Source organism: Actinoallomurus spadix (assembly GCF_024055725.1).
GTDB classification, from domain to species: domain Bacteria; phylum Actinomycetota; class Actinomycetes; order Streptosporangiales; family Streptosporangiaceae; genus Actinoallomurus; species Actinoallomurus spadix.
The window spans coordinates 49,160-75,311 of record NZ_JAMXMX010000029.1; the positions used below are offsets into that span (position 1 = coordinate 49,160).

The following is a 26,152-nucleotide window of genomic DNA, read 5'->3' on the forward strand; positions in this document are numbered from 1 at the left end:
GAGCCTCGGTGTCCGACCACACGGCGTGCCGCGCCTGCGGCGCAAGATTGTCCGAAGGCCATCGGTTCTGTCCGTTCTGCGGCGCCGTGGTGGAGGTGACGGAACCGGGCCCCGACGTCCGCAAGAGCGTCGCCGTGCTGTTCATCGACCTCGTGGACTCCACGGTCCTGGGTGAGCGGTTCGACCCGGAGCTGTTGCACGGCGTCCTCCGGCGCTACTACGGCGTGTGCGGCGACGCCGTCACCGCGCACGGCGGCGTGATCGAGAAGTTCATCGGCGACGCGGTCATGGCCGTGTTCGGCCTGCCGGTCACCCATGAGGACGACGCCCTCCGGGCGGCGCAGGCCGCGATGTCGATCGTCGAGGCGGTTCCCCGCCTCGCCGCGGAGTGGCGGCTCCCCGGCCTCCGGCTGAGCGTCCACTGCGGCGTCGCCTCCGGAGAGGTCGCGGTGATCAGCGGTCCGGGCGTCGACCTGCGAATCGTGGGCGACACCGTCAACACCGCCGCCCGGCTGCAGAGCGCGGCGCCCCCGGGCGAGATCCTGATCAACGCGGAGGCCGCGCACCTCGTACGCGGCCGCGTCGGCCTGGAGGAGCTGGGGCCGCTGTCCCTGAAGGGCAAGGCCGAACCGGCGCGGGTGTGGCAGGTCACGCCCGCGCCCCCCGAACAGGCGCTGGTCCGGGCCCCGCTGATCGGACGCTCGGCGGAGCTGGCGAGCCTGACCGCCTGCTACCGGCAGGTGGTGGCCGAACGGGAGTGCCGCCATGTCCTGGTGGCCGGCGAGCCCGGGATCGGCAAGACACGGCTCGTCCAGGAGTTCCTCGCGCGGATCCCGCCCGGCGAGGCCGTCGTCCTGACCGGCTCCTGCCAGCCATACGGCCGGGACATCACGTTCCACCCGCTGCAGTCGATGCTGCGCGACTCGATGCCCGGCGGCCTGCCGTCCGTCGAACGGCTGCTGGGCGACGACGCACAGGCCCGGCGGACGCTGTCGGCCGTCACGGGCGGCGATGACCCGGGACGGCTCCCCGCCGGCGTCGAGGAGATCCGCTGGGCCGCCGTCCGGCTGTTCACCGCGCTCGCGGAGCACCGGCCGCTGATCCTCGTCTGGGAGGAACTGCAGTGGGCCCAGCCCATGCTCGCCGCCCTCATCGAGAACCTCACCGGCGAACTGGCCGGCCTGCCCATCCTGGTCGTCCGCGTGACCCGGGACGAGCCACCGCCGAGCACCGGGCGGACGATCCGGCTGCGGCCCCTCGGCCCGGCCGACACGTCCACGCTGGTGGGCGCGCTGTCGTCCGGCCTCGCCGAGGTGACCGCACAGCAGGAGCGGCCCGCGATGGCCGGGATCGCCGAGCGCAGCGGGGGGAACCCGCTGTTCGCCACGATGCTGATCGGCGCCCTCGCGGACGGTGACCCGGCGATGGCCGCATGCGGTGACCCGGTCACGCCTGCGGACGGCGAACCGGCCGTGCCGGAGCTCCCGCCCACGATCGCGGCGCTGCTGCGCGCGCGGATCGACGCCCTCCCCGCCGACGAGAAACGCACGCTGCAGTGGGCCGCCGCCTGCGGCCGCGACTTCGACCTCGACCAGCTCCGCGCGCTCGGCGGTGAGGGCGGGGCACCCAGCGGCGACGTGGCACGCCCGCTCGCCGGCCTGACGCGGCGCGGCCTCGTCCACCGGCTCCCGTCGGGCCGGCTGCAGTGCGCGCAGCAGCTGATCCGCGACACGTGTTACGGGATGACGGCGAAGACGCTGCGGGCACGGTGGCACGCGCTGTTGTCGGACCGGGCGGGGCCGCCCGGCGAGGCGATGTACCACGCGGAGCGGAGCGCGCTGCTCTACCGCGACGTCGGCCCGGACGACCCGCGCCTGGCCGTGCTCTCCGACCGCGCGGTACGGCTGCTCGTCGAGGAGGGGACGACGGCGCTGCACCGGCGCGACACCGGGGCCTCCCGGTCGCTGTTCGAACGGGCGCTGCGCCTGCTGACCGAGCGCGGTCGCCGGTACGCGGACGTGACCATCCGCCTGAGCGAGGCGATCCTGGCGCGCGGCGACGGCGACGGAACGCTGCGCGTCCTGGACGAAGGCGTCCGGCGCGCCGACGCGGCGCATCGGATCACGGTGGGCCTGCAACGCGACATCGTCGGCTTCCGCCTGGGACGTACCGGCTTCGACGCCGCACGGGCGAGCCTGGACCGCTACGAGGCGGAACTGCGCGACCGGCCGGACGACCACCTGAACTGGTGCCTGCTCCACCAGTTCCACGGGTTCGTCGAGCTCAGCGCGGACCGGGTGGGCCGGGCCGAGTCGGCGTTCCGCGACGCCCTCGACCGGGCGCGGCGGCTGGACGAGCCCTGGATCGCGGACCGTCTGTCCAGCGCCCTGTGCGAGCTGGTCCAGTGGTCCCCGACCACGGTCGGCGAGGGACTGGAGCTGTGCGACGAGCTGTGCCGGCGGTTCACCGCCGACCGGCTCCTTCTCATCCCCATCCTGACCACGCGCGCCCGCCTGCTGGCCCTCTCCGGGGACGTCGCCGGTGCGCGCGCGACGCTGGCGTCCGCGCGGGAGGACGCCTCGGCGATGCACGCGGCCCTGCCGGAGATCGCGATCAACCAGTCGGAGGCCGTGCTGCTGTCGCTGCTCGGCGAGCACACCGCCGCCGGCGGCCGGTTCGCCGAGGCCGCCGGGATGCTGCGCGGCCAGGGCCATCTCCAGCCCGCGCTGACGCTCGAGGTGTACGCGGCGCGGGAGATGCTGCGCGCCGGCCGCGAGGAGGCGGCCGCCCGCGCCATCTCCGACCTGGACGAGAACGAGCTGGTCGCCCGCGCGCGGGTCTGGCTGCGGCTGCTGCGCGCCCGGCTGGCCTGCGCGGCAGGCCGCCCCGGTGAGGGGTTCCACCGGGCCCGCTGGGCGCTCGACGCGCTGGAGACCGACGATCCCTGCCTGCGCGGTGACGCCTGGTTCGAGTACGCCGTCATCTCGCGTGCGGCGGGCCGGGCGGACGAGGCGGCGTGGGCCGTCGCCGAGGCCGAGACCTGCTACACCGCGAAGGGCGCGGACCTCCCCGCGGGCGCGGCGCGTCGGTGGGCCGCGGCGGAGACGGGCGGCGCGGCATGACGCTTCCCTGGCATCGGCCGGCCACCGAGCACTTCCCCGGCGTCCCCGCCTTCGGAGTGCCGACGTCACAGGTGCCGCTCCAGACCCTGCCCGTCGTCCACCTGGAGGATGTCACCCCCGACTGGGCGTGGGGCGGCGCCGACGGCGGCGGCATCCGGGTCTGCGTCGTCGACAGCGGGGTCGACGGCACCCACCCGCAGGTGGCGCCCGTGGACGAGGCGATGACCGTCGTCTTCGGCGAGGACGGCGACCCGAGCGTCGTGCCGACCGAGCCCATGGACACGGCCGGGCACGGCACCGCGTGCGCGGGCATCGTCCGGTCGATGGCGCCCGCGGTGTCACTGTCGTCGATGCGGGTGCTGACGGACTCGATCGCCGGAACCGGCCGGGCGCTGCTCGCGGGCCTGGAGTGGGCGATCGACGCCGGGTTCGACGTCATCAACCTGAGCCTGGCGACGCGGAAACCGGAGTTCGTCCCGGCTCTGCACGAGCTGGCCGACCGGGCGTACTTCCGGCGCTCGGTGCTGGTGGTCTCCGCGCACAACATGCCGGTCCCCAGCTACCCCTGGCCGTTCGCCTCGGTCATCTCGGTGGCCAGCCACGACCAGGGCGACCCCTTCCTGCACTACTACAACCCGTCGCCGCCCGTGGAGTTCTACGCCAACGGGGTCGGCGTCCCGGTGGCGTGGCCGGGCGGCGGGCGGACCCGGAGCTCCGGCAACAGCTTCGCCGCCCCCCACATCACCGGGCTGTGCGCGCTGATCCTGAGCAAGCACCGCTGGCTCACGCCGTTCCAGCTCAGGGCCGTGCTCTACCAGACCGCCAAGAACGTCATCGGAGTCGACCATGCCGCTGCAGAACTACTCGCTCCCGGACACCCGCACGGACCCGACCGTGTCGCTCACTGAACGCCAGCTCCTGCACTCGGTGGTGGAGATCGCCCGCAACGTCTTCGGCGCGGCGGCGTCCTCGATCTTCCTGATCGACGATGACAGCGGAGAGCTCGTCTTCGAGGCGGTCGCGGGGGAGGGCGACGCGCACCTGCCGGGGACCCGGTTTCCCGCGGGCACCGGCATCGCCGGGTGGGTGGCGACGAGCGGCCAGCCGATGTACGTCGACGACCTGTCCGGCAGCACGCGGTTCGCCCGAGACGCGGCGGCCTCCACCGGCTACGTGCCGGACAGTCTGATGGCCGCCCCGCTGATCCGCGGCGAGGACTGCCTCGGGGTGCTGGAGGTCCTCGACGCCTCGCAGACCTCCCGCAGCGAGCTGACCGACCTGGACCTGCTCGGGCTCCTCGCCGTCCAGGCCGCCATCAGCCTGGAGATCTTCATCCGCGCGCGCCGGCGCCCGGCCGTCCCCCGGCAGGCCGGCCCCCGCCCGGCCGCCGACGACCCGTACCTGCTGGTGGACCGCATCGGGGAGGGGCTGAGCACGGCCGACCCGGCCGCGGTGACGCTGGCGACCACCCTGCTGAAGGCCGCCGCCGACGTCGTCACCGGTGGGCGGCCGAACGCGTGACACCGGACGAGGGAAGCGTGGTCTTCTTCACGCGGGCGGCGGACGCGGAGGTGTCGGAGCTGGAACGGCTCCTCACCCTGCTCGGCGTCCCGGCCCTGCGGATCGACGCCGACGACCTCGGCTCGATCCAGGTCGAGCCGACCGTCCCGGCGACCATCCGGATCGGCGGCCGGTCCGTACGCCCCACGGCGAGCTGGACGCGCCGGTTCTGGCCCTCCGCCATGGCGCCCGCGCGCACCCCGGTCGACGTGCTGCACCGCGACAGCTGGCTCGCCCTCGCCGCCCAGCTCGCCAGGTCGGCCCCCGCGGCGCTGCCCGGCCCGCGCCTCGGACTCCTGGAACAGCTCACGTGGGCCGCCGCGAGCGGAGTCGGAGTCCCGGCGACCATCGTCGGCACCGACGTGGCCGGCGCCGCCGACCGGCTGCCCGGCGACCGGCTCGTCGTCAAGGTGCTGGACGCGCACTTCGTCGAGTCGGCGCCGGGAACGCTGCACGGCTTCCTCCCCTGCGTCCTGCCGCGCGCCGAGATCGCCGGGCTCGCCGCGACCTCGAGGATCCCGCTCGTCGTCCAGGAGTACGTGCGGCACACGGCCGAGTACCGCGTCTACGCCATGCGCGGCGAGCTGATCACCTTCGAGGTGCGCAAGCCCACGCCGGACGCGATCTGGCGGGATCCGGACACCGTCGCCGTCCGTGCCGTGGCCGCTCCCGCGGACGTGGCCGCGGCCGTCACCGGGCTCGCCGAACGCTGGCGCCTCGGCTACGGCGCGTTCGACGTGCTCGCGACCGACGGCGGCGCGGTGTTCCTGGAGGTGAACGCCGACGGCGACTGGCGATGGTACGAGGCCAAGGCCGGTGTCCGCACGGTCAGCCGGGCGCTCGCGCTGATGCTCCGCGACCTGCACACCGCCTGCGGCGGAACGGTCAGGCGGGCCGGGTTCGACCTGCTGACGGTGATGGCCGGGTGATCACGACCGGAGAGGAGACACGCGTGGAGGGTGCGTCCGCGCTGCTGGACCTGGCCGGGCCGTACGGCGCGGTCGGCCGGCCCCGGCGGGTCAACACCTACGGCTGGATGCCCAACGAATGCGTGCTGTACACCGCGTCCACCGGCAACCCGTCGGCCGTGACCAGGCCGTTCCGCGCCGACGCGCGCGCCGGTCACGGAACCGGCAGGGCGTACGGCGACCCAGACCGGGCGCGGCTGCTCGCGGTGGCCGAGGCACTGGAGCGCTACGCGGGTCTCGTCGCCCCCGAACGCGGCGTGATCCTGGCCTCGGCGGCCGAGCTGGGCGGCGACGCGCTGGACCTGGACCTCATCGCGCGCTGCTCACCCCGGGAACTGCGCCGTCCGGGGTGCCCGGTCCACGCCATCGACCGGACCCGGCCGATCCGCTGGACCACGGCCACGGACCTGCGCACGGGCCGGCCGGTGCTCGTCCCGGCCGTACTGGTGTTCCTCACGTTCCCCGAGCTGGACGCCGAGAACTTCTGGATCCCCATCTCCACCGGCTGCGCCGTCCACCGCACCGTCGAGGCGGCCGCGGTGAACGCGCTGTGCGAGCTGATCGAACGCGACGCCCTCGCGTTGACCTGGTTGCTGCGGCGGCCCCTTCCGCGGCTGGCGGAGGACCGCCTGCCGGAACCGGCGCGGTCCATCGTCGCCTGGTGCGCCGACCACGGCATCGCGTCGTTCCTGTACGACGCCACCACCGACGTCGGGGTGCCGGTCGTGTACTGCCTGCAGACGGCCGAGCACGCCCCCCGCACCGGTCAGCTCGTGGGCGCGGCCTGCGGGTTCGACGGCGCCTCGCTGGCCGAGCACGCCCTGATGGAGGCCATGGGACTGCGGCTGGGGATGGAGAGCCGGCCCGCGCCGCCCCGCCGGTACGCCGACCACCGGGTGGTGGACGACGGAGCGGCCGTGATGGCCGCGCGGGCCCGCCGCGACGCGTTCGGGTTCCTGCTCGGCGACCTCCCGGCACCTCACCGGCCCGGTGACCTCCCGGCGTCCCGTCCGCCCGGCGGTGACCCGGGCTCGGACCGCGCGCGCCTGGAGTTCCTGCTGCGGCGGCTGGCGGAGCTGGACATGACGGTGCTCCTGGTCGACCTGACGACGCGCGAACTGCGGGACAGCGGCCACGTCGCCGTCCGGGTGATCGTGCCCGAGCTGCAGCCCATGTCGGCTCGCCCGCTGGTGCAGTACCGCGCCCACCCCAGGCTCCGCACGGCCGCCGAGCGGCTGGGCCTGCCGCCCCTGCCCGAGCGGCGCCTCAACCCCTACCCGCAACCGATGGCGTGAGGCCCATGGACGATGACACCGCCACGGCCGTACGAGCCGCCACGGCCGCACGCGTCGAGATCGAAGTACGAGTCGAGACCGACATACGCGTCGCCGCCGACGGCGACTTCGGCGCCGCCGTCGCCGAGGACCTGCGCCACCTTGTCGCCTCGGCCACGGAACCGGTGCGCGCGGCGTGGCCGCGGGTCGACGTCCGGGCGTCCTGGCGGGACGTCCCCGACGAGTTCGCGGCGTTCGGGGCCGCGGCGCGTCCCGCGCCCTGGCTGCCGGTCGCCGTGGCGCACCCGTACATCCGCGTCGGCCCGCTGTTCGTGCCCGGCCGTGCCCCCTGCCACAACTGCTTCCGCGCCCGGGCACGGCAGCACGAGGACCCCGTGGAGGAGGAGATCAGGCGGCGGCTCGCCGCGGACCCCGCACTCGGGGTGCGCGGATTCCCGCCGCACCAGTCCATGCTCGCCGCCGGGCTGGCGCTGGCGCTGCTGCGCGGCGAGGAGAGGGGAACGGTCGCCGTGATCGACTGCCGTACCGACGAGGTGGCCACCTGGCGCGTGGTGCCGGCGGAACAGTGCCCCGGCTGCGACGACGACGGGCCGGGACGATGAGCCGTCACCCGCGCCGCAGGGAGGGACTGGCGTTCGTCCCGACCGCCGACGGTTACATCGTGGACGGCGGGCCGCGGCGGGAGCACCTGACCGGCCGGCTGGCCCGTGAGGCACTGCCCGTGCTGTTCGAGCTGATGGACGGCACCAGGACCGTCGAGCAGATCGGGCAGGCGCTCGGCGTGCCCGTCCACCAAATCGTGGACCTGCTGGCGCGACGGGACCTCGTGCGGTTCGTGGAAGAACCGGACCCCCATCCGTCGTGGATCTTCCTCCAGCGGTCCCTGCCCGCCTCCCAGGCGGACGGGATGTGGCGGCGGCTGCGGGCCGCGCGGGTCACCGTCACCGGCGATCGCCCGGTGGCCGACCTGCTGGCCGGGGTGCTCCGCCGGTCCGGCGTCGGGACGGTCGACCGTTCCGGAGGCCCCGCGGATCTGACCGTCGCGGTGCTGAGCGGTGCCGAGGTGCCCGCCGTCCCGACATCCGGGGCCCTCCTGCCGGTACGGACGGACACGGCCGCCGTCCCGATCGGGGGAACCGACCGTGATCCGGCTCGTGCGGGCGTCACGGCCGGGATCGCCGCCGGCATCGCCCTGCGCCATCTCGCCGGGTACCGGCCGGCCGGGGACCCGGTGGCGCCGGGAGTCATCGCGGAGCCGGGGACCGTCGAGGAGGAGGCCGTCGCGGGGAGGGGCGCTCTCGCGGGGGCGGAGGCCGTCGCGGGGAAGGGCACTGCGGCAGGGCCGGGGATCGTCGCGGGGGTGGGGACCCTGACGGGGACGGGGGCCGCGGTGGGCTGGGGGGCGGCCGAGCTCCCGGCGCCCTCCGTCAAGCGGTACCTGACCGAGCGCCGCCTTCCCCTGCGGCGAAGCCCGCATCCGCTCGTGCGCACGATGGCCTGGATCCTGGCCGGCCGGCGGCTCGCGCCCGCGGCGGCGCCCGGTGGCGTCGTCCGGGCGTACCTGGTGGGCGACCTTACCGGTGGCGGCCACCGGGCCTACGCCGTCGACCTGGCCGCGGGTGCCTTGGTCGAACTGCCCGGGACGGTCAAGCCGGGCGGCGAGGGCGTCACCATGGTGCTGACCGGCGACCGCGCGTGGGTGCAGGACGCGCCCGGCGAGCGCCTGCTCTCCGGTGACACCGGTCTGCTGATCGCGCAGCTCGCCGACGACGCCAGGTCCGCGGGCTGGAGCGCCCGGACGTGCGACGCCGACGGCCGCGCGGACGTGCTCGATCTCGATCCGGACCGGGAGCGCGTGACCGCGGTCCTCGAGCTCGGCCCGGTACGGCGGGTGGCGCGCCCGTCTCGGCGCCGGCGGCGTCCACCGAGCTGGCGCTTCGGCGATCCGGCTCGGGATGTGAGCCGCCTGATGAGGCTCGCCGGCCTCGGTCTCGCCCGCGCCGACGAGATCCACCCCGCAGGGCGGGTGCGGTACGCCTGCCGCCCGCGCGGCGCGCTCGGGTGGATCGACGACTACGTGGCGGACCGGGCGCCGGAGGCCGCGGCGGTCCTGCTGTTCACCGGCGAACCGGATCTCCGTCTCGTGGTCAAGGCCGCGGTGGCGGCGGGGACGTTCCGCCTCCTGGCGGCGGGCGCGGGCATCGAGTCCGGGCTCATCGCCGGTCTCGGCGACCACGACCCGCGCGTGCTCTACGGCTGCGTGCTGGGAGACCCAGGGCGGGTTCCCGCCGCCGTCCTCCGGTGAGAAGGGCGGCGGCACCGCGAGGCGCGGGAACTCCGCTCAGCGCCCGGCGGAAGGCGCGGCCGGAAGACGGGCGCCGCCACCGGCTTCACGGTAGAGGGCGTTCGGCATCGCCATCGCCTGCTGCAGGAAGGCGGAGATGATGCGTGCGCCCGCGCGGTCCTGGGTGAGGTTCTTGGAACGCGCCCACGCTCGCAGCAGCTCCAGGTCGGCGATGCTCAGGGTGACGATGATCTGTTTCACCGAGCCCGGCCGATGCCCGCTGCCGGTGGGGTCCTCATCGCCGGTGGAGGTCATGACCTCGGCCGCGCGCGCCTTGAAATAGTCCGCCTGCTGCGCGTTCGACATCGTGGCCACCGCGGAGGCGATCCGGCGCAGTTGCGCGTCGTCGACCGCTCTGGGTCCGTAGTGGTCCTCGATCCGGAGGGCCGCCCGAAGGTCGATCTCGCCGCTCCGGACGAGCTCCTTCAGCGCCGGCCTGAGGCGGTCGAACTTGACGTATCGCCGCACCCTTCCGTAGGGCAGGCCGAACCTCTCCGCGACCGCCTTGATGGAGCCGTACTTGTGGTAGAGCCTGGTGCAGGCGTCGATCAGGTCCAGGGTGTTGAGGTCGCGGCGGATGAGGTTCTCGCTGATCGACAGGGCACTGGCGACGTCCTTGTCGGGTCTCTCCTCGATGATCGCCGCCGCGATCCTCGTGGCGCCGAGTCTGCGCATCGCCAGCCAGCGTCTCTGGCCGGCCAGGATCTCGTAGTACCCCTCTTTGTCCTCCGTCGGAGCGACGATGATGGGCTCCAGTTGACCATGCACGCGAATGCTTTCCACCAGTTCGTCGATGTCCTGCTCGACATCGCGTGTCCGTGCCTGTTGTGCGCCGATGACAAGTCTGTCCAGATTTACCTTTTCAACCCTGTTGAAAAGCACCACGTCGGCCCCTCCGCTTGCCCACCCTGACCGGAATTATGCGTGCCGGGGAGCCAACGACGGTAGGTCATATAAACACCTCAGCGGCATCCCCGTGGTGCTCCACACGGCCGTGGTGCCCGAGCCACGGCCGTGTGGGGCGCCGGGCTCACCACGCCGCCATGCGCGGCGACATCTCGCGCTCGATCGCCGCGCGGGCGAGTTCGGCCTTGTTGCCGACGCCGAGCTTGGCGCGGATCCGTTCGACGTAGGTGTCGACGGTCGACTTGCGGACGCCGAGCTGGGTGGCGATCTGGCTGTGGGTGAGGCCGCGCGCGAGCATCCGCAAGGTCTGGTCCTCGCGGGGGGACAGGCGCGGCCGGCTCGTGTCCGAGGCGGCGATCAGGGCGTGGGCTACGTCGGAGAGCTCGTCGCAGAGCAGGAATCCGCCGCCCGCGACGATGCGCAGGCCGGCGATGAGCACCGAGGTGTCACAGCGCTTGGTGAGGTAACCGTTCGCGCCGGCGCGTACCGCCGCCAGCACGTCCGGGGGCCTCGCCGACGTGGACATGATGAGCACACGGGTCGCGGCGAGCCCGGCCACCGCGTCGATCGCGGGAGTGCCGCCGCCGGGGTAGAGGTCGAGGACCGCGACGTCGACCTCGAGCCCTCCGGCGAGCAGCCGTTGCAGCTCGGCCACCTCGGCCACCGACGCCACGACGGTCATGTCGGCGACCGTTTCTAAGGCGTGTTCGACCCCGCAACGCGCGATCGGGTGATCATCAATGACCGCTACATGAATCAAAGTGGCCCCCGGCGGAGGTCGGCCGATGGTTTGCACCACACAATTGTGGTGTTATCGGTGCATCAACACCGTATCTGGAAAAATTGCGCTAATCCAGAACCATTCGGACAAACTCGGGCCGGGGTGACGTTCCGTTCAGTCCTTGCCGAGTATCTCCGTGCGCAGCCGCGCGGACGTCTCCGCCAGGATCGTGCGGACCGCGGCCACCTGCTCTTCGTCCAGGCCGTCACGGCTCGCGGAGCGGACCTCGTCGACGAACTTGCGCAGCGCCCGGTCGAGCTTCACTCGGGCCGCGTCCTCGCTCGTGCCGGTCGCGGTGGCCCAGGCTTCATCCCAGGTGAACCGCCACTCCTCCTGCAGGGCGCGCTTGTGCTCCTTCCACTGCGCCTTCTGCCGCTGCCACTCGTCCTTCTGCCGCCGGGTCGTCTCCTTCAGGTTCTGCGCCGCGCCGGCCGGACCCTGCCGGCGCATCTCACGGGCGGCCTGGGTGAGCTCCTCGCGCAGCGAGCGTACGGTGTCGCGCACGTCCTCCTGAACCTCGCGGGCGATGTCGCGTACGGACTCGGTGAGCTCCTCCTCCAACTCCGCGAGCTCGTCCATGCGGCGTTCCAGCTCGTCACGGCCCGCGTCGGTCAGGCGGTAGACCTTCTTGCCCTGCACCACCTCGTGGGTGACCAGGCCCTCCTCCTCCAGCCGCGCCAGCCGCGGATAGATGGTGCCGGGAGAGGGGGAGTAGACGCCGAGGAAGCGGTCCTGGAGCAGCCGGATGACCTCATAGCCGTGCCGCGGGCTCTCCTCGAGCAGCTTCAGCAGGTACAACCGGAGCCGGCCGTGCCCGAAAACGGGGCTCATCGCTCGCTCGCCCTCCTCACTCGCTGCGCGAGTGGTCTCGTCCCTCGACCACTCACTTCGCTCGCTGCGTCGGGTTCGCTCGGGCTCATCGCTCGCTCGCCTCTCTCATTCGCTCGCCGATCGCGTCAGTTCCTCTGGACCCGGTCGGCTGAGCAGGGTGACGGCACCGGAGACCGAGTTCACCGCGAGGACCGCATCGCCGTCGCCGAGCGTACCGCTGACGTACCGGCCCACCGGACGCTCCTGCCGCGTCAGCTCGGGGAACGCCGCGTCGACGCGGCCGGTCATGGAGTTCAGTGTCACCTTGGCGGAGGTCGAGTCGGGCAGCCGCAGCGTGACCTCGCCGGAGACGGTGCTCACCTGGGCGTGGCCGCCCGCGCGCAGGTCGACGTCGGTGGTGACCTTCCCGGCGACCGAGTGGGCGGTCAGCCGGTCGAGGCTGCCGCCGGCGAGCGCGAGATTCCCGGAGACGGACTTGAAGGCCACCGAGCCCGCGAGCCCCTGTGCCTCGATGTCCCCCGCCGCGGTGTTCGCGTCGATCGTCCCGGTCACCCCGTCGAGCGTGACGTCGCCCGAGGCGGCCTTGACGGACACCCTTCCGGTCAGCCCGGTGACGATCGCGTTAGCGGTGACGACGTTGAGGGTGACCGGGCAGTCGGACGGAACCGTGATCGTCACGTTGACCCTGCCACGGGTGTTCTGCAGCCATTTGAGGACGCCGTCCCAGCCGGCGCTCTTGTGGTTGACGGACAGCATCCCGGCCTCGTGAACGATCTCGAGGGGCTGCCCGGAGATCTCGGCGACCTGGATCGTGGGCCGTTCGTCGCTCGGCAGGATCGAGATCGTGCCGGCCACGATGGTGGCCTTGAGCGCCACCACGCCGTCGAAGTCGAGTTCGGTCGGCTCGTTCACCATCCAGCGCGCCATGGCACGATCCCCTTCCGTCGGGAGGCTTCGCTGAACACGATATGTCGCGTCTGTGCAAAGTCAAGATGTATCGCGTCACACGTGCGGATGAGCCGCCGTCACCGGACGCCGAGTTCCTGCCACGCTCGGCTCCTCACTCGCTCCGCGGCCGACTCGTACCTCACCGGCCACTCCGCTCGCTCGTCGGCTCGCCGCAGTGCTCACTGCCGCGCTCGCCTCGGGTCAGTCGTCGTCTTCGTCGCCCAGCCGGGCCAGCCAGGTCGCGAGCCGCTCGACCGGCGTCTCGAACTCGGGATTGAGATCGACGAACTCCCGCAGCCGATCGGCCAGCCAGACGAAAGAGACCTCCTCCTCGCCGCGGCGGTCGGCCAGTTCCTCGATTCCCCGATCAGTGAAGTACATGGCGATCGTTCTCTCTCACTGTCACTTCGCGCCGGAGCGGAACGGCGCTCCACACGTGACCGTGCGGAGCGCCGTACGCCGGAGTGCGGCCGTTACTCGCTGAAGACCGCGGCCACCAGGCCCTGCTGCTCCAGAGCGTGCATCTTGGCGGACCCGACGGCGGGCGAGGAACTCGCCCGGCGGGACACCCGCTTAAGCTCCCGGCCCTCCAGGAGCGGCGGCAGCTTCAGCGCCATGAAGGGCCACGCCCCCATGTTGGCGGGCTCGTCCTGGGCCCACACCAGCTCCGCGTCGGCCGGGTACTTCGCCAGCTCGGCCTTGATCTCTTCCCAGGGCAGCGGGTAGAGCCGCTCGACCCGGACCAGCGCGACCGAGGTGTCACCGGACTTCTCCCGTGCCGCGGCCAGGTCGTAGTACAGCTTGCCGCTCGTGAGCACGACGCGGCGGACCTGCCCGAGCTGCTTCGAGTCCGGGATCACCGGCTGGAAGGACCCGGAGGTGAAGTCGGCCGTGGCCGACGTCGCGGCCTTCAGCCGGAGCATCGACTTCGGCGTGAAGACGATCAGCGGCTTCTCCCGCGGCGACAGGGCCTGCCAGCGCAGCAGGTGGAAGTAGTTCGCCGGGGTGCTCGGCTGCGCGACCGTCATGTTGTCCTCGGCGCACAGCTGCAGGTAACGCTCGATGCGCGCCGACGAGTGGTCCGGCCCCTGGCCTTCGTAGCCGTGCGGCAGCAGCAGGACGACGCTGGAGCGCTGGCCCCACTTCTGCTCACCGGAGGAGATGTACTCGTCGAGGATCGTCTGCGCGCCGTTGGCGAAGTCGCCGAACTGCGCCTCCCAGCAGACCAGCGCGTCCGGGCGGGTCATGGAGTAGCCGTACTCGAAGCCCATCGCGGCGTACTCGCTGAGCAGCGAGTCGTGCACGTAGAACTTCGAGGTGCCCTTGCCGAACTGCTTGAGCGGGGTGTGCTCCTCGCCCGTCTTGCGGTCGAACAGCACGGCGTGCCGCTGGCCGAACGTGCCGCGCCGGCTGTCCTGGCCGACGAGGCGGACCGGACGGCCGTCGATCAGCAGCGAGCCGAACGCGAACATCTCACCGGTCGCCCAGTCGATCGCGTCCTCTTCCACCATCTGCGCCCGCTTGGCCAGCAGCGGCTGGACGCGCGGGTGCGGGGTGAAGCCCTCCGGCAGGTTGAGCTGCGTGTCGATGATCCGCTTGATCGTCTCGTCGGAGACGGCCGTGGCGACGCCCACATGGTCGAGCGGAATGCGCTCGACGTCGGGCTTGGTGAAGCCCGCGGGCGGCTGCTGCTTGGTGGCCTCGCGGGTCTCGCTGAACGCCCGCTCCAGCTGCTGCTGGTAGTCCCGCAGCGCTTGCTCGGCCTCCTCGACGGTGATGTCGCCGCGGCCGATCAGCGCCTCGGTGTAGAGCTTGCGGACCGACCGCTTGGCGTCGATGAGGTCGTACATCAGCGGCTGCGTGAACGACGGGTTGTCACTCTCGTTGTGACCCCGCCGCCGGTAGCAGATCATGTCGATGACGACGTCCTTGTTGAACGCCTGGCGGTACTCGAACGCGAGCCGGGCCACGCGCGCGCACTGCTCGGGGTCGTCCCCGTTGACGTGGAAGATCGGCGCCTGGATCATCCGGGCCACGTCGGTGGCGTACACGCTGGAGCGGGAGTACTCCGGCGCGGTCGTGAAGCCGACCTGGTTGTTCACGATGATGTGCACGGTGCCGCCGGTGCGGTAGCCGCGCAGCTGCGAGAGGTTGAGGGTCTCGGCCACGACGCCCTGGCCGGCGAACGCCGCGTCGCCGTGGATGAGGATCGGCATGACGGTGAAGCCGCCCTCGCCGACGTCGCGCAGGTCCTGCTTGGCGCGGACGACGCCCTCGGCGACCGGGTCGACGGTCTCCAGGTGGCTCGGGTTCGCGACGAGCGAGGTGCGGATCTTGGAGCCGTCGCGGGCGACGAAGTCGCCCTCGGCGCCGAGGTGGTACTTCACGTCACCGGAGCCCTGGGCGCTGCGCGGGTCGAGGTTGCCCTCGAACTCGCCGAAGATCTGGCCGTAGGACTTGCCGACGATGTTGGCGAGGACGTTGAGCCGGCCGCGGTGGGCCATGCCGATGACGACCTCGTCGAGGTGGTCCTGCGCCGCCGCGGTGATCACCGAGTCGAGCAGCGGGATCAGCGACTCGCCGCCTTCGAGGGAGAAGCGCTTCTGCCCGACGAACTTCGTCTGCAGGAAGGTCTCGAACGCCTCGGCGGTGTTGAGCCGGCCGAGGATGTGCAGCTGCTCCTCGCGGTCGGGCTTGTCGTGGGGGACCTCGACCTTGCTCTGGATCCAGGCCCGCTCGCCGGGGTCCTGGATGTGCATGTACTCGATGCCGACGGTGCGGCAGTAGGAGTTGCGCAGCACGCCGAGGATGTCGCGCAGCTTCATCGTCGGCTTACCGCCGAAGCCGCCGGTGGCGAACTCCCGCTCGAGGTCCCAGAGGGTGAGACCGTGCTTGAGGACGTCGAGGTCGGGGTGCCGGCGCTGGGTGTACTCCAGCGGGTCGGTGTCGGCCATGAGGTGGCCGCGCACGCGGTACGCGTGGATCAGCTCGTGCACGCGGGCGACCTTGGCGACGTCGTCCTCGTGCGTGGCGCTGATGTCCTGCACCCAGCGGACCGGCTCGTACGGGATCCGCAGCGCCTCGAAGATCTCGTCGTAGAACTCGTCCTCACCGAGCAGCAGCCGGTGGACCATCCGCAGGAAGTCGCCGGACTGGGCGCCCTGGATGATGCGGTGGTCGTACGTCGAGGTCAGCGTCATGACCTTGCTGATGCCGAGCCGGGCGAGCGCCTCCTCGGAGGTGCCGGCGTACTCGGCGGGGTACTCCATCGCGCCGACGCCGATGATCGAGCCCTGGCCGGGCATGAGCCGCGGCACGGAGTGGACGGTGCCGATCGTGCCGGGGTTGGTGAGGCTGATCGTCGTCCCGGCGTAGTCGTCGATCGTCAGCTTGTTGGCGCGCGCCTTGCGCACGAGCTCTTCGTACGCCGCCCAGAACTGACGGAAGTCGAGGGTCTCGGCGGCCTTGATGTTCGGCACGACGAGCTGCCGCTGCCCGTCGTCCTTCTTCAGGTCGATCGCGAGACCGAAGTTGACGTGCTCCGGCCTGATCAGCGTCGGCTTGCCGTCGACCTCGGCGTACGAGGCGTTCATCTCCGGCATCGCCTGCAGCGCCCGGACGATGGCGTAACCGATCAGGTGGGTGAAGGAGACCTTGCCGCCACGCCCGCGCTTGAGGTGGTTGTTGACGACGATGCGGTTGTCGATCAGCAGCTTGGCCGGCACCGCGCGCACGCTCGTCGCGGTCGGCACGGCGAGGCTGGCCTCCATGTTGGTGACCGTGCGGGCCGCGACGCCGCGCAGCCGTACCTCTTCGGCGCCGCCGGGCACCTGCGGGGCGGGCGCGGGCTTCTTCGCGGGCGCGGCCTCGGCCGGCTTGGCGGGGGCCGCGGCCGCGGGAGCGGCCGGAGTCTGCTTCGGGGTGGGAGCCGTGGGCGGAGTCGTCGGGGGCGCGGCCGCGCCGTCGGCGCCGGCGGGCGCCTTGGCCGGACGGTCGGGCTGGTAGTCGGCGAAGAAGTTCCACCAGGCTCGATCAACCGAGTTGGGGTCTTCCAGGTATTTTTGGTAAAGCTCGTCGACCAGCCACTCGTTGGGACCGAAGTCGGGAGTGTTCAGGTCGGCGGAGGATCGCGACGACTGGGTCGACACGGCGGCGATCGCCCTCTTCCGCGGCTCGCAGGTGGATCAGTAACCTTGACAAGGCTACCGGCCTAAGGACCGCGGCGGGGCAAAGCCCGGGATGCTCCGGTCGCTCCACGGCCATCTCCGTCGAAGCCGTTGGTGTGCTTTGGGCGGGAAGCGGGTAGGACTGATCGATTAAGCACGCTTCGGGTGTGACCTTGATCTCATCTCACGGATCGGTGATCCGGGCCGCGAAGTAGACCGCGCCGGTGGCGGGGTGGCGCGCCAGCACGGCGAACGGCCGATCGACCCGGAACTCCACGGGGCGCGTGGGGGTGAACGCCGCGAGCGTCATCACCGCTGCCGTCGCGGCCGCTCCCTCGAAGCCCGTCTCGTCCACCTCCAGTACGGCCTTGTGCTCGATCCGGTCGAGGTGGACCGGTTCCTCGGCCATCCCGGACAGGTCGGCGTCCCCGGTCAGGACGGTCCCCGCGCCCAGGGCGCGCAGGGCCTCGCCGAGGCCGACCCGGCTCTCCACCCGGAACCGGGGAAGGGACAGCGCCACACTGACCTGCCGGGCCGAGCCGCGCAGCCGCCGGAGGAGATCGGCGTCCGGGGCCGCGCCGTCGGCGTCCGGCCCGACGAGCACCTCGACCTCCAGACCGCCGTCGGCGGCCGGTGCGACCATGCGCCAGCCGCCGGCCTCGGCGTACGCCATCCGCCCGGTCCGCCGCATCATCGGCACCCGCCGTCGCCCGCCCGCGCCGTGGAAGGGCTCGGGCCGGGTGTCCCGCCGGGCGAACGGGCTCCGCCAGGCCGCCTTCAGGTAGAGGGCGTTGGCGAGGACGGCCGCGGTCCGCCGGTCCACCGAGCCGGGCGGCAGCAGGTCCCGGATGAGCTCTTCGGTGACCTTCGCCACCTCGGTGTTGATCGAGCGGCGCGCGGCGTCCGGATCACCGGCGAAGTCGGCGACCCGGAACGCGGCCCCGGGAAGGTCGCCGATCGCCCGCCGGTAGGCGTCCTTCACGGTCAGCCCGGGACGGGCCCACAGGATGTTGGCCACGCGGAGCGCGGCGTCGCCGACCACGGCCGCCTCGGCGAGCCGGAGGCCATCCGGGGGTGCTCCGAGCACCCGCGTCAGCTCCTCCCGGGTCCGGCCGCGCGCGCCCGCGGCGAGCAGGGCCAGCGCCGATGCCACGGAGTAGGGCGACCAGACGAGGTTCGCCTCCGATGGCAGGTGGTCCCGCAGCCGTGTGATGAAGTCGTCCACGGTGCGCTCCTCCCCTTCCAATCCAAAGTAATGACCCGGTCTCAAACCTGAGGACGATTCGCGGGTGGACGCGGGCTCGTACGATGGCGACGTGCCGACGCCGGAAATGGGATGTTGATCGCCTGTGGGCTCCATCACGCATGCTCTCCTGGACCTGCACGGTCCGGTCATCTACGGCGTCGTCGCGGCGCTGGTCTTCGCCGAGGCGGCGCTGTTCTTCGGCTTCGTCTTCCCAGGGGAGACGGCCATCGTCGTGGCCGGTGTGCTGGCCAGCCAGCACCGGGTCTCGCTGCCCGTCCTGCTGGGGATCATCGTTCTGTCGGCGATCGTCGGCGACTCGGTCGGTTATGAGATCGGCCGCCGCTACGGTGACCGGCTGCTCGGCATGCGGGCGCTGCACAAGCACCGGCCGAAGGTCGACAAGGCGCACGGCCTGCTGCGCCGGCGCGGGGCGTACGCCGTCTTCATCGGCCGCTTCACCGCCCTCCTCCGCGCGCTCATGCCCGCCCTGTGCGGCAGCGCCAAGATGCCGTACGGCCGGTTCCTGGTGTTCAACGCGCTCGGCGGGATCACGTGGGGGGTGGGGTTCACCCTCGGTGGCTTCGTGGTCGGCACCGCCTTCGAGCAGGTGGCGCAGTGGGCCGGGCGGGTGCTGGCGATCGCGGTGGCGGTCGTCGCCGTCGTGGCCTTCGTGGTCTGGTCGGTGCGCCGCCGGCGCCGGGAGAACGCCGTCGAGCAGGAGGAGCCCGCGTCGGCCGACGAGCCGAAGCCGGTGCCCGACCTCGGCCCCTGACCCACCGCGGCGCCCCGTACGGCCCGTGATCCGGGGATGGATCGCGGGCCGTCGCCTTCTCTTCTCAGTCAGTCCCCTCTTCTCAGTCAATCCTCGACCGAGCGAGATTCGGTCGGGTATTGGACACTGGGGGCGGTGGATCAGTGTTCAGGAGCTCGGGTCGCGAGGAGGGTACGGAGAATGGCGGAACTGCGGTTCGACGGACGGGTGGCGATCGTCACCGGAGCGGGACAGGGGCTCGGGCGGCAGCACGCGCTCGAACTGGCCGCGCGCGGCGCGAAGGTCGTCGTCAACGACCTCGGCGGTGCGCTGGACGGCACCGGCGCCTCCAGTGGCCCGGCGGCGGACGTGGTCGCCGAGATCAAGAAGAACGGCGGGGAGGCCGTCGCCAGCACCGACAACGTGGCCACCACCGAGGGCGCGGAGGCGATCGTACGGGCCGCGCTCGACGCCTTCGGCCGGGTGGACATCGTCGTGAACAACGCCGGCATCCTGCGGGACAAGTCGTTCAAGAACATGTCGCCGGAGGAGTTCGACCAGGTCATCGCCGTGCACCTGCGCGGATCGTTCCTCGTCACGCACGCCGCCTGGCCACACCTGCGGGAGCAGGCGTACGGACGGGTGGTCATGACGTCCTCGCCGGCCGGCCTGTTCGGCAACTTCGGGCAGGCGAACTACTCGGCGGCGAAGATGGGGCTCGTCGGGCTGACCAAGACGCTCGCGGCCGAGGGCGCCAAGTACGGCATCAGAGTGAACGCGATCGCGCCGGTCGCCTGGACCCGGATGACGGAGGACCTGTTCCCCGCCGAGTTCAAGGAACGTCTCAGCGTCGAGCACGTCACGCCGCTGGTCGCCTGGCTGGCCCATGAGAGCAACGAGAGCACCGGCGAGACCTACACGGTGGGCGGCGGCAGGGTCGCGCGCGTGTTCGTCGCCGAGGGGCCGGGCTTCACCAAGAAGGACGGCCTGAGCGTCGAGGACGTCCGCGACAACTGGCAGCAGATCAACGAGACGGAGCCGTACCTGCTGGCCAGGAACATCGGCGAGCAGACCGCGGCGCTGTTCCAGGCCCTGCGGTGACACCGGCGCCCGTGACCGGTGCGGCGGAGCCCGCCGCACCGGTCACGGCGCCGCCTGGAAGTCGGCGTAGTCGAAGCCGGGGGAGACGACGCAGCTGACCAGGACCTCCCGGCCCGCGGCGGGCCGGGCGGACTGCCAGACGCCCGCGGGCACCAGCGCCTGCGGGTGCTGGCCGTCCTCGACGTCCGGGCCGAGGAGGACCGTCTCGGTCCGGCCCGGTGCGTCGGCGTCGCCGCCGAGCGTCAGCTCCAGCGGGCCGCCGCGATGCCAGAGCCACAGTTCGTCCGAGCGCACGGCGTGCCACATCGACTCTTCGCCGGGCCCGAGCAGGAAGTAGATGCCGGTCGCGGTCGGCCGCTCGCCGCCGTGCGCCGCGACGCGCGGACCCGTCCGCCAGGTCTCGCGGAACCAGCCGCCCTCCGGGTGCGGCAGCAGGTCGAGGGCCTCGGCGGCCGGTGGCCTGACCTCGAAGCCGGTGACCCTGCCGCCCGGGTCACGGCGGCCGTACCGGATCTCCTGGACCGTCTCGCGGTCGACGGCGCCGGGCAGCATCAGCCGCGGATGCTCGAAGACCAGCGCGATCACCTGCTCGTCGCCGAAGTGCTCGGTGGCCAGGGCGGCGGCGTCCTCCTCCGGGGTGTACGCGGCGGCATCGCTGCGGAAGGCCTCGTCCGGGTGCGCGCGCCATGCGTCGAGCGTCGTGAGTAGGAGCACCGTCCCACCGTAGTGGGGTGCGCATGCCGGCGGGCGGACGCGGGCCGCGTCCCTGCCGTGTTCGCGAGAAACAGCTCTCGGAGTTGGAGAGAAATCGGTTAAGATACATCGCGAGTGAAAGGGGTCTGCCGATGGAGCCGTACCACGAGCCGGCGGCGGAGCGGGCGCGCCTGCGCGCCTCCGATCAGGACCGCGACGAGACGGTGCGGCGGCTGCAGGCCGCCTTCGCGGAGGGTCGCCTCACGGACGGTGAGTTCGACGAACGGATGCGCGGCGCGCTGGCCGCGCGAACGTACGGCGACCTCGCCGGGCTGCTCGCCGACCTGCCGGCGGACACCGCTCCCGTCGCGCCGCGGCCGGCGGCGCCCGCGCACACGCCGAGGCCGGGGCGTCACTCGATCACGTTCAAGGACACCGTGCGGCTCGCCGGACGCTGGCGGGTTCCCGGGACGTTCCGCGCGGTCGTCTACAAGGGCGGCGGCGTGATCGACCTGCGGGCGGCGGAACTGACCGAACCGGTCACCACCATCCTCGCGGTCGCCTACAAGTCCGACATCGAGTTCCTCGTCCCGCCCGGCGTCCGTATCGAGGCGAGCGGCTTCGGTGTCACCCGGGACGAAGAGTGGACCGGGGAGCTCGACCCCGGCGCCCCGGTCGTGCACATCCGGGCCTTCGCCTACAAGGGCCGGGTCGAGACGCGGACGATGCCCCGGCGGTGAGTCCCGGGCCGGCGGCCGGAAGCGGACGCCTGACCTTCCTTTCCGGATTACGGCCGGGCGCCGGTCTTTCCGGCCGGCGGTGGTGAGATCTCCCACAGCGCCCGAACGAACCTCTATGGCGGCAAAAGCATCGTAATGATCGCTCGCATGAGGTAGAACAGGTTAGCTCGTGCAATCTGTCAATGTTTGGGAGAGCTGTATGCGAATGAGCCTGGGGAAGGCCGTCGCCATCGGGACGTTGTCGGCAGCGGCCCTCGTCCCGGCTGTGGCCGCCCCCGCGACGGCCTTCGCCGTCGCCGCCACATCCCCCGTACAGGCGCAGGCCAACCCGACGCTCCATTTCGGGGACAAGGGCCCGGCGGTCACCCGCCTGCAGCAGCGCCTCATCGCTCTGCACTACGACCCGGGAACGGTCGACGGGCAGTACGGCAGCCAGACCCGGTTCGCGGTGTGGGCGTTCCAGAAGGCCCAGGGAATGCACCCGAACCAGTCCGCGCCGGTGGGTTCCAAGACGTGGGCGGCGCTGGAGCACCCGAAGGTTCCCAAGCCCCTCGTCAAGAGCGGCGCCAAGAACCGCGCCGAGGTGGATCTGACCCACCAGCTGCTCTACATCTACAAGAGCGGCAAGCTGGTCCTCATCAGCCACGTCTCCAGCGGCCGGGCGTACTACTACCAGAACGGCCACAAGATCAACGCCCGGACGCCGACCGGTAGCTACGCCGTGTACCGGAAGGCCAAGGGCTGGGAGACCGGCCCGCTCGGCAAGCTCTACAAGGCCAACTACTTCTACCGCGGCTACGCCATCCACGGCGAGCCCGAGGTGCCGCTCTACCCGGCATCGCACGGCTGCGTGCGGACGCCGATGCACACGGCGGACATCGTCGCCAAGCTGCTGCCCCTGAAGACCAAGGTCTACGTCAAGGGCAAGGCGCCGGCCTGAGCCTTGTGAGACGGAGCCGTACGCACGGGCGTACGGCTCCGTTCTCCTTTCCCGGCGGTCTCAGCAGTCCACGAGGTCCGGGCGCTGGTTCAGGATCTGCGCGCGCGGCGTGACGAACTCCCGGTACGCCACTTCGGCGTCCGGGCGGAACACCGCGACCTTGTGGCAGTTCTGGAACGCCAGGCGGACGCCGTAATGGCGCTCCAGCGCCCCCCGCATCGCGTCGCTGGCCAGCATCCGCAGCAACTGACCGCGCGCGGCCTCGTCGGGGGGCGGCACCTCGTTCGCCGTGTGGTCGGCGCCGTCCGCCCGGAGCTCGCCGATCAGCCCTTCGACGACCTGCCAGGCGTACGGCAGGGACGTGCGGATGCATTCCGACGAAGGCCGCGTCGTCGACTTCGTCTCGCCGGGCGCTTTCGAGAAGTTCGGGGGAAACGGTCAGGGACATGTCACCACCTCCGAAAGGGGACGCCAGGCAGCCCTGCCGAAGACGTCTATGGCCCGACGGTGACGACAGCCTCCGTGCGGTCGCCGACGTACGGGAATGGGCCGGTGACGGGCCGTTCCGGTTCGGGAATTCCCACCGGGAGGGTCTCGTCTCCGCCCCCGTTGCGGGCCGGATAGCGGTTTGATAGGTCCTTGCACGAACGGTCTTCGACAAGAGGTGAGCGTGACCACCACCGGTAGCGGAGCGCCCCCCGGGGAGCCTTTCGGCGGCAGTGCCGTCCGCCCCGCCCAGAATCACCCCCGGCCGGGCGCGCCCCGGCGCTCCGGCCGCGACGAGCGCCGCCGCATCAGCGAGCGGCTCGCGGAGGCGGCGGACGCGGCCTCCGACGGCCGCCGCGTCCGGGGCGTGCCGAACTCCTCGCCCTGGCAGCGGTCCAACGCCGTGTGGCACCGCGCCGGGATCGACTGGAGCCGCGCCGAGCCGGAACGGCGCCCGTCGGCACCGCCCAGCGTTCCCGTGGCGGCCAGCGCCGCGGCGTATCCGAACGCGGCCGCCGCCGCGCCGACCGTCCCCGCCGCGGCCGCTTCCACCCCTGTCCCCTCGACTCCCGTTCCTGCCCCTCCCGTCCCCGTCCCGGCGCCTCCCCCCGTTCCGCAGACCGGAACGGCGGATGGTGAGCCGTGGGCGCCGCCCGAGCGGGCGCGCAGCCTGCCGCCGGTGCCGCTGCGGCCGGTCGCCATCGCCGCCGCGGCCGTCATCGTCCTCGGCGGAGGCGCGTACGCCGTGTTCGGCATGGGCGGCGACGGGCCGAAGAGGCCGGCCGCGCCCGTGGCGGTGGCGGCCGACCGTCTCTTCGCCCCGGACCCGGCGGCCAAGGGCAGCGGGCGGTCGCACGCGCTCACCGCCGTGGCCGCGGCGGGTGGCGCGGTCGTGGCCATCGGCTCGGAGCAGGGCGGCGTCTACTCGCGCGCCCAGTTCCTCACCTCCGCCGACGGCGGCCGCACCTGGCGGGTGGCGCGGGTGCGCGGAGCCGACGGCGGCGACCCGCCGCCGGGGGAGTACCCGCAGTTCATCGCCGGGAACACCGGCGGGTGGGCGGCGCTCGGCGTCACCTCGCAGGGCGTGGTCTCGTGGACGAGCCGCGACGCACGGACGTGGACGCACGCGGCGGTCGTCGGCGCGTTCGCTCCCGGGGACAGGGTCGACCGCCTGGTCCGCACCGGCTCGGGGTTCGTCGCCGTCGGGACGAGTACGACGAAGGACGGCGCGCGGGGGGTCATCTGGACCTCCCGTGACGGGCGCTCCTGGACGCGCGTGGGCCCCGAGCAGCTCACCCCGCAGAAGGGCGGCACCCCGATCCGCGTCTCCTCGGCCGCCGCGTACGGCGACACGGTGGTCGCCGAGGGGGCGCTGCGGACCACGGTGACGGTCACCAAGAAGGTCAGGAAAAAGAAGAAGAAGGTCACGTCGACGGTCGACAGGGAGGTCGTCTGGCGGTCCCCCGACTCCGGGCGCACCTGGACGCCGGTCACGATCCCGCAGGCCCAGGGGTCGTCCGGTGACGTCACGGCCCTCGTGGCGACGCGGTCGGGTCTGTTCGCCGCCCGTGAGGGTTCGCAGACCACCGGGTCGAAGAAGCACCGTCGTACGACGTCGTACGCCGTTATCTTCGGCTCCGCCGACGGGCAGACCTGGGCGCCGGTGGGCCGGCTCACCGCGGACGGCTACTCCCATCTGGGCGCGCTGCGCGGCGCCGACACCGGCCTGGCCGCGCTCGTGCCGGTGGGCGGTGGCAAGACGGCCGTGCTGACGAGCGCGGACGGCAAGAGCTGGCAGCGTGCGGGCGACGTCCCGCCGGGCCGGACCCTCACCGACGTCGCGCCGGGGTCGGCCGGCGCGGTGGTCACCGGCCGGGCCGGGACGAGCGACGCGTACCTCACCGTCGCCGGAGCGGGCGAGGTGAACCTCGGCGCGATCCCGGGTGCCGTGCACCCCGAGCTCACGCTGACCGGCGTGCTCTCCGACGCCGGCCGCGTCATGGCGGTCGGCGGTTCGAACGGCGACGCCGCGCTGTGGACCTCGCCGAACGGCTCGGCGTGGACCCGCGCCACGCTTCCGGCCGGAACGCCGCCCCGGCAGCTCGTCGACGTCGCGCACGGGGCGGCGGGCTGGCTGGCGGTCGGGCGCGCCGGAGGCCGCCCGCTGACCCTGATGTCCGCGGACGGCGCCTCCTGGGAGGCCGTGCCGGGCGGGAAGGTGTTCGGCGGCTCCGGCCCGACCACGGCGGCGGCGACCGCGAACGCCGGCACGTACGTCATCGTCGGCCGGAGCGGCGACACGAGTGCCGCGGCCTGGTATTCCACGGACCTGAAGAACTGGGCGTGGGGCGGGAGCGCCGGGAAGGGCGATCTGGCCGGCACCGGGGACGCTCCCAAGTGGACGGCCGACGTCGTGGCGGGCCCGGCCGGGTTCGTCGCGGTCGGCGGTCAGACGAAGAACAAGACCGCGCAGCCGGCGGTCTGGACTTCGCCGGACGGGAAGAAGTGGGCGCTGTCCCCGGCCGCGCCGGCGCTCCCGCAGGGCGCCGCCGCCGGCTCGCTGACCTCGGTCGTGGCGCGGGGCGGGGTGCTGGTCGCGACCGGTGTCACCGGCGCGGCGGGCGTCACCGGCCCGCCCGCGGCGGGTGCGCCGGGGTCCGCGGCCTTCGCCGCGGTCTCGGCGGACGGGGGCAGGAGCTGGCAGCCGGTCTCCCTGCCCGGCGCGGGGCAGGGCACGGCGGTGACGGCGGTGACCGCGACGGCGCACGGATTCGTCCTCGCCGGGACGGCGGGGTCGGACGTGGTGCTGTGGACCTCGCCGGACGGCCGGACCTGGCGGTCGTCGCGGCCGCACGGGCTGGGGCTGGACGGGCTCGGGACGCAGCGGCTCGCCGGGCTCACCGTCGTGGGCGGCACGCTCGTCGCCGTCGGATTCACCGGGGACGCGTCCGGGGACGTGCCGACCCTCTGGCGGACGCCCGTTCCCTGAGCAATAAACCCGGGAAGCGAATTCGGGGTCGGATGAAAACACCATTGCGGCTGTCCTCGTCGGAGGGCGGCCGCAATGGCGTTCCTTTGGGGCGTCAGCTGACGTGCAGGTCGACTCCGAGCAGGATGAGAACCCAGAGGAACACCGCCAGCAGGGCACTGACGACGCGCTTGAGCAGGCCGACCGTGATGTAGTCGTGGTCCCAGGCCACGAAGATCCCGATCAATATGTAAATGAGGCCGACGAAGCTGATGCCGCCCCTTATGCGCATTGGAGCCTCCTGGT

At 72.5% G+C, this 26,152-nt stretch carries 21 protein-coding genes and 1 pseudogene; 12 read left to right on the forward strand and 10 right to left on the reverse strand.

Features of this window, described 5'->3' with window-relative positions; genetic code table 11:
- Window positions 1–95 precede the first annotated feature (95 nt).
- Genes NE235_RS31595 through NE235_RS31625 form a run of 7 tightly spaced genes read left to right on the forward strand, consistent with a single transcriptional unit; the run spans window position 96 to window position 9,250 of the window.
- Entirely contained in the window at window positions 96–3,122 is a 3,027-nt protein-coding gene (locus NE235_RS31595; protein ID WP_252809450.1) for an AAA family ATPase, read from the forward strand.
- Window positions 3,119–4,030 (forward strand): S8 family serine peptidase, encoded by a 912-nt coding sequence (locus tag NE235_RS31600; protein WP_252809453.1) that lies wholly within the window; start codon window positions 3,119–3,121, stop codon window positions 4,028–4,030. Before NE235_RS31595 ends, NE235_RS31600 begins: the two co-directional genes overlap by 4 nt.
- Window positions 3,969–4,643 (forward strand): GAF domain-containing protein, encoded by a 675-nt coding sequence (locus NE235_RS31605; protein ID WP_252809455.1) that lies wholly within the window; start codon window positions 3,969–3,971, stop codon window positions 4,641–4,643. Before NE235_RS31600 ends, NE235_RS31605 begins: the two co-directional genes overlap by 62 nt.
- 17 nt (window positions 4,644–4,660) lie before the next feature.
- Complete coding sequence (locus NE235_RS31610) at window positions 4,661–5,611, forward strand: ATP-grasp domain-containing protein (RefSeq protein ID WP_252809457.1); 951 nt, start codon at window positions 4,661–4,663, stop codon at window positions 5,609–5,611.
- Between the two features lie 23 nt (window positions 5,612–5,634).
- Complete coding sequence (locus tag NE235_RS31615) at window positions 5,635–6,945, forward strand: YcaO-like family protein (protein ID WP_252809459.1); 1,311 nt, start codon at window positions 5,635–5,637, stop codon at window positions 6,943–6,945.
- 5 nt (window positions 6,946–6,950) lie between these two features.
- Window positions 6,951–7,547, forward strand: a complete 597-nt coding sequence (locus tag NE235_RS31620; RefSeq protein ID WP_252809462.1) for a TOMM precursor leader peptide-binding protein — start codon at window positions 6,951–6,953, stop codon at window positions 7,545–7,547.
- Window positions 7,544–9,250, forward strand: a complete 1,707-nt coding sequence (locus NE235_RS31625; protein ID WP_252809464.1) for a hypothetical protein — start codon at window positions 7,544–7,546, stop codon at window positions 9,248–9,250. The genes NE235_RS31620 and NE235_RS31625 overlap by 4 nt, the downstream gene beginning before the upstream one ends.
- Window positions 9,251–9,286: 36 nt before the next feature.
- Here the strand turns inward: NE235_RS31625 and NE235_RS31630 are convergent, their stop codons facing one another.
- From NE235_RS31630 to NE235_RS31660, 7 genes are all read right to left on the reverse strand, one after another.
- Complete coding sequence (locus tag NE235_RS31630; protein ID WP_252809466.1) at window positions 9,287–10,174, reverse strand: ParB/RepB/Spo0J family partition protein; 888 nt, start codon at window positions 10,172–10,174, stop codon at window positions 9,287–9,289.
- A 145-nt stretch (window positions 10,175–10,319) separates the two neighbouring features.
- Window positions 10,320–10,994, reverse strand: a complete 675-nt coding sequence (locus tag NE235_RS31635; protein ID WP_308206181.1) for a response regulator transcription factor — start codon at window positions 10,992–10,994, stop codon at window positions 10,320–10,322.
- Window positions 10,995–11,090: 96 nt separating this feature from the next.
- Window positions 11,091–11,807, reverse strand: a complete 717-nt coding sequence (locus NE235_RS31640) for a PadR family transcriptional regulator (protein WP_252809470.1) — start codon at window positions 11,805–11,807, stop codon at window positions 11,091–11,093.
- A 105-nt stretch (window positions 11,808–11,912) separates the two neighbouring features.
- Window positions 11,913–12,734: a DUF4097 family beta strand repeat-containing protein gene (locus tag NE235_RS31645; protein ID WP_252809471.1), complete on the reverse strand. Its 822-nt coding sequence runs from the start codon at window positions 12,732–12,734 to the stop codon at window positions 11,913–11,915.
- 222 nt (window positions 12,735–12,956) lie between these two features.
- The gene (locus NE235_RS31650; RefSeq protein ID WP_252775676.1) at window positions 12,957–13,136 is read right to left on the reverse strand and encodes a DUF6104 family protein; all 180 of its coding nucleotides are present in this window, start codon (window positions 13,134–13,136) and stop codon (window positions 12,957–12,959) included.
- Window positions 13,137–13,228: 92 nt separating this feature from the next.
- Window positions 13,229–16,903 carry a multifunctional oxoglutarate decarboxylase/oxoglutarate dehydrogenase thiamine pyrophosphate-binding subunit/dihydrolipoyllysine-residue succinyltransferase subunit gene (locus tag NE235_RS31655; RefSeq protein WP_252809473.1) on the reverse strand — a complete coding sequence of 1,225 codons (3,675 nt, stop codon included), beginning with the start codon at window positions 16,901–16,903 and terminating at the stop codon, window positions 13,229–13,231.
- Window positions 16,904–17,105: 202 nt separating this feature from the next.
- A complete protein-coding gene (locus NE235_RS31660) occupies window positions 17,106–18,146 on the reverse strand; it encodes a serpin family protein (RefSeq protein WP_252809475.1) in 1,041 nt (346 codons plus the stop codon).
- Between the two features lie 124 nt (window positions 18,147–18,270).
- On the opposite strand from NE235_RS31660, the gene NE235_RS31665 reads away from it, so the two are divergent.
- Both NE235_RS31665 and NE235_RS31670 read left to right on the forward strand, forming a co-directional pair.
- Window positions 18,271–18,939, forward strand: a complete 669-nt coding sequence (locus NE235_RS31665; protein ID WP_252809477.1) for a DedA family protein — start codon at window positions 18,271–18,273, stop codon at window positions 18,937–18,939.
- Window positions 18,940–19,119: 180 nt separating this feature from the next.
- On the forward strand, window positions 19,120–20,019 hold the full coding sequence (locus tag NE235_RS31670; protein ID WP_252809478.1) for an SDR family oxidoreductase: 900 nt from the start codon (window positions 19,120–19,122) through the stop codon (window positions 20,017–20,019).
- 42 nt (window positions 20,020–20,061) lie between these two features.
- Here NE235_RS31670 and NE235_RS31675 read toward each other — a convergent pair whose 3' ends face one another.
- Window positions 20,062–20,733, reverse strand: a complete 672-nt coding sequence (locus NE235_RS31675) for a cupin domain-containing protein (RefSeq protein WP_252809481.1) — start codon at window positions 20,731–20,733, stop codon at window positions 20,062–20,064.
- Between the two features lie 131 nt (window positions 20,734–20,864).
- Here NE235_RS31675 and NE235_RS31680 point away from each other — a divergent pair, with 131 nt between their 5' ends.
- The gene (locus NE235_RS31680) at window positions 20,865–21,452 is read left to right on the forward strand and encodes a DUF1707 SHOCT-like domain-containing protein (RefSeq protein ID WP_252809484.1); all 588 of its coding nucleotides are present in this window, start codon (window positions 20,865–20,867) and stop codon (window positions 21,450–21,452) included.
- 199 nt (window positions 21,453–21,651) lie between these two features.
- Window positions 21,652–22,392 carry a L,D-transpeptidase family protein gene (locus NE235_RS31685; RefSeq protein ID WP_252809485.1) on the forward strand — a complete coding sequence of 247 codons (741 nt, stop codon included), beginning with the start codon at window positions 21,652–21,654 and terminating at the stop codon, window positions 22,390–22,392.
- A 60-nt stretch (window positions 22,393–22,452) separates the two neighbouring features.
- Here the strand turns inward: NE235_RS31685 and NE235_RS31690 are convergent.
- A pseudogene (locus NE235_RS31690) lies at window positions 22,453–22,840 on the reverse strand (SCO5389 family protein).
- A gap of 222 nt (window positions 22,841–23,062) precedes the next feature.
- Between NE235_RS31690 and NE235_RS31695 the strand changes: the two are divergent.
- The gene (locus tag NE235_RS31695; RefSeq protein ID WP_252809487.1) at window positions 23,063–25,867 is read left to right on the forward strand and encodes a hypothetical protein; all 2,805 of its coding nucleotides are present in this window, start codon (window positions 23,063–23,065) and stop codon (window positions 25,865–25,867) included.
- 94 nt (window positions 25,868–25,961) lie between these two features.
- Here NE235_RS31695 and NE235_RS31700 read toward each other — a convergent pair whose 3' ends face one another.
- The gene (locus tag NE235_RS31700) at window positions 25,962–26,138 is read right to left on the reverse strand and encodes a hypothetical protein (protein WP_252809489.1); all 177 of its coding nucleotides are present in this window, start codon (window positions 26,136–26,138) and stop codon (window positions 25,962–25,964) included.
- Window positions 26,139–26,152 lie beyond the last annotated feature (14 nt).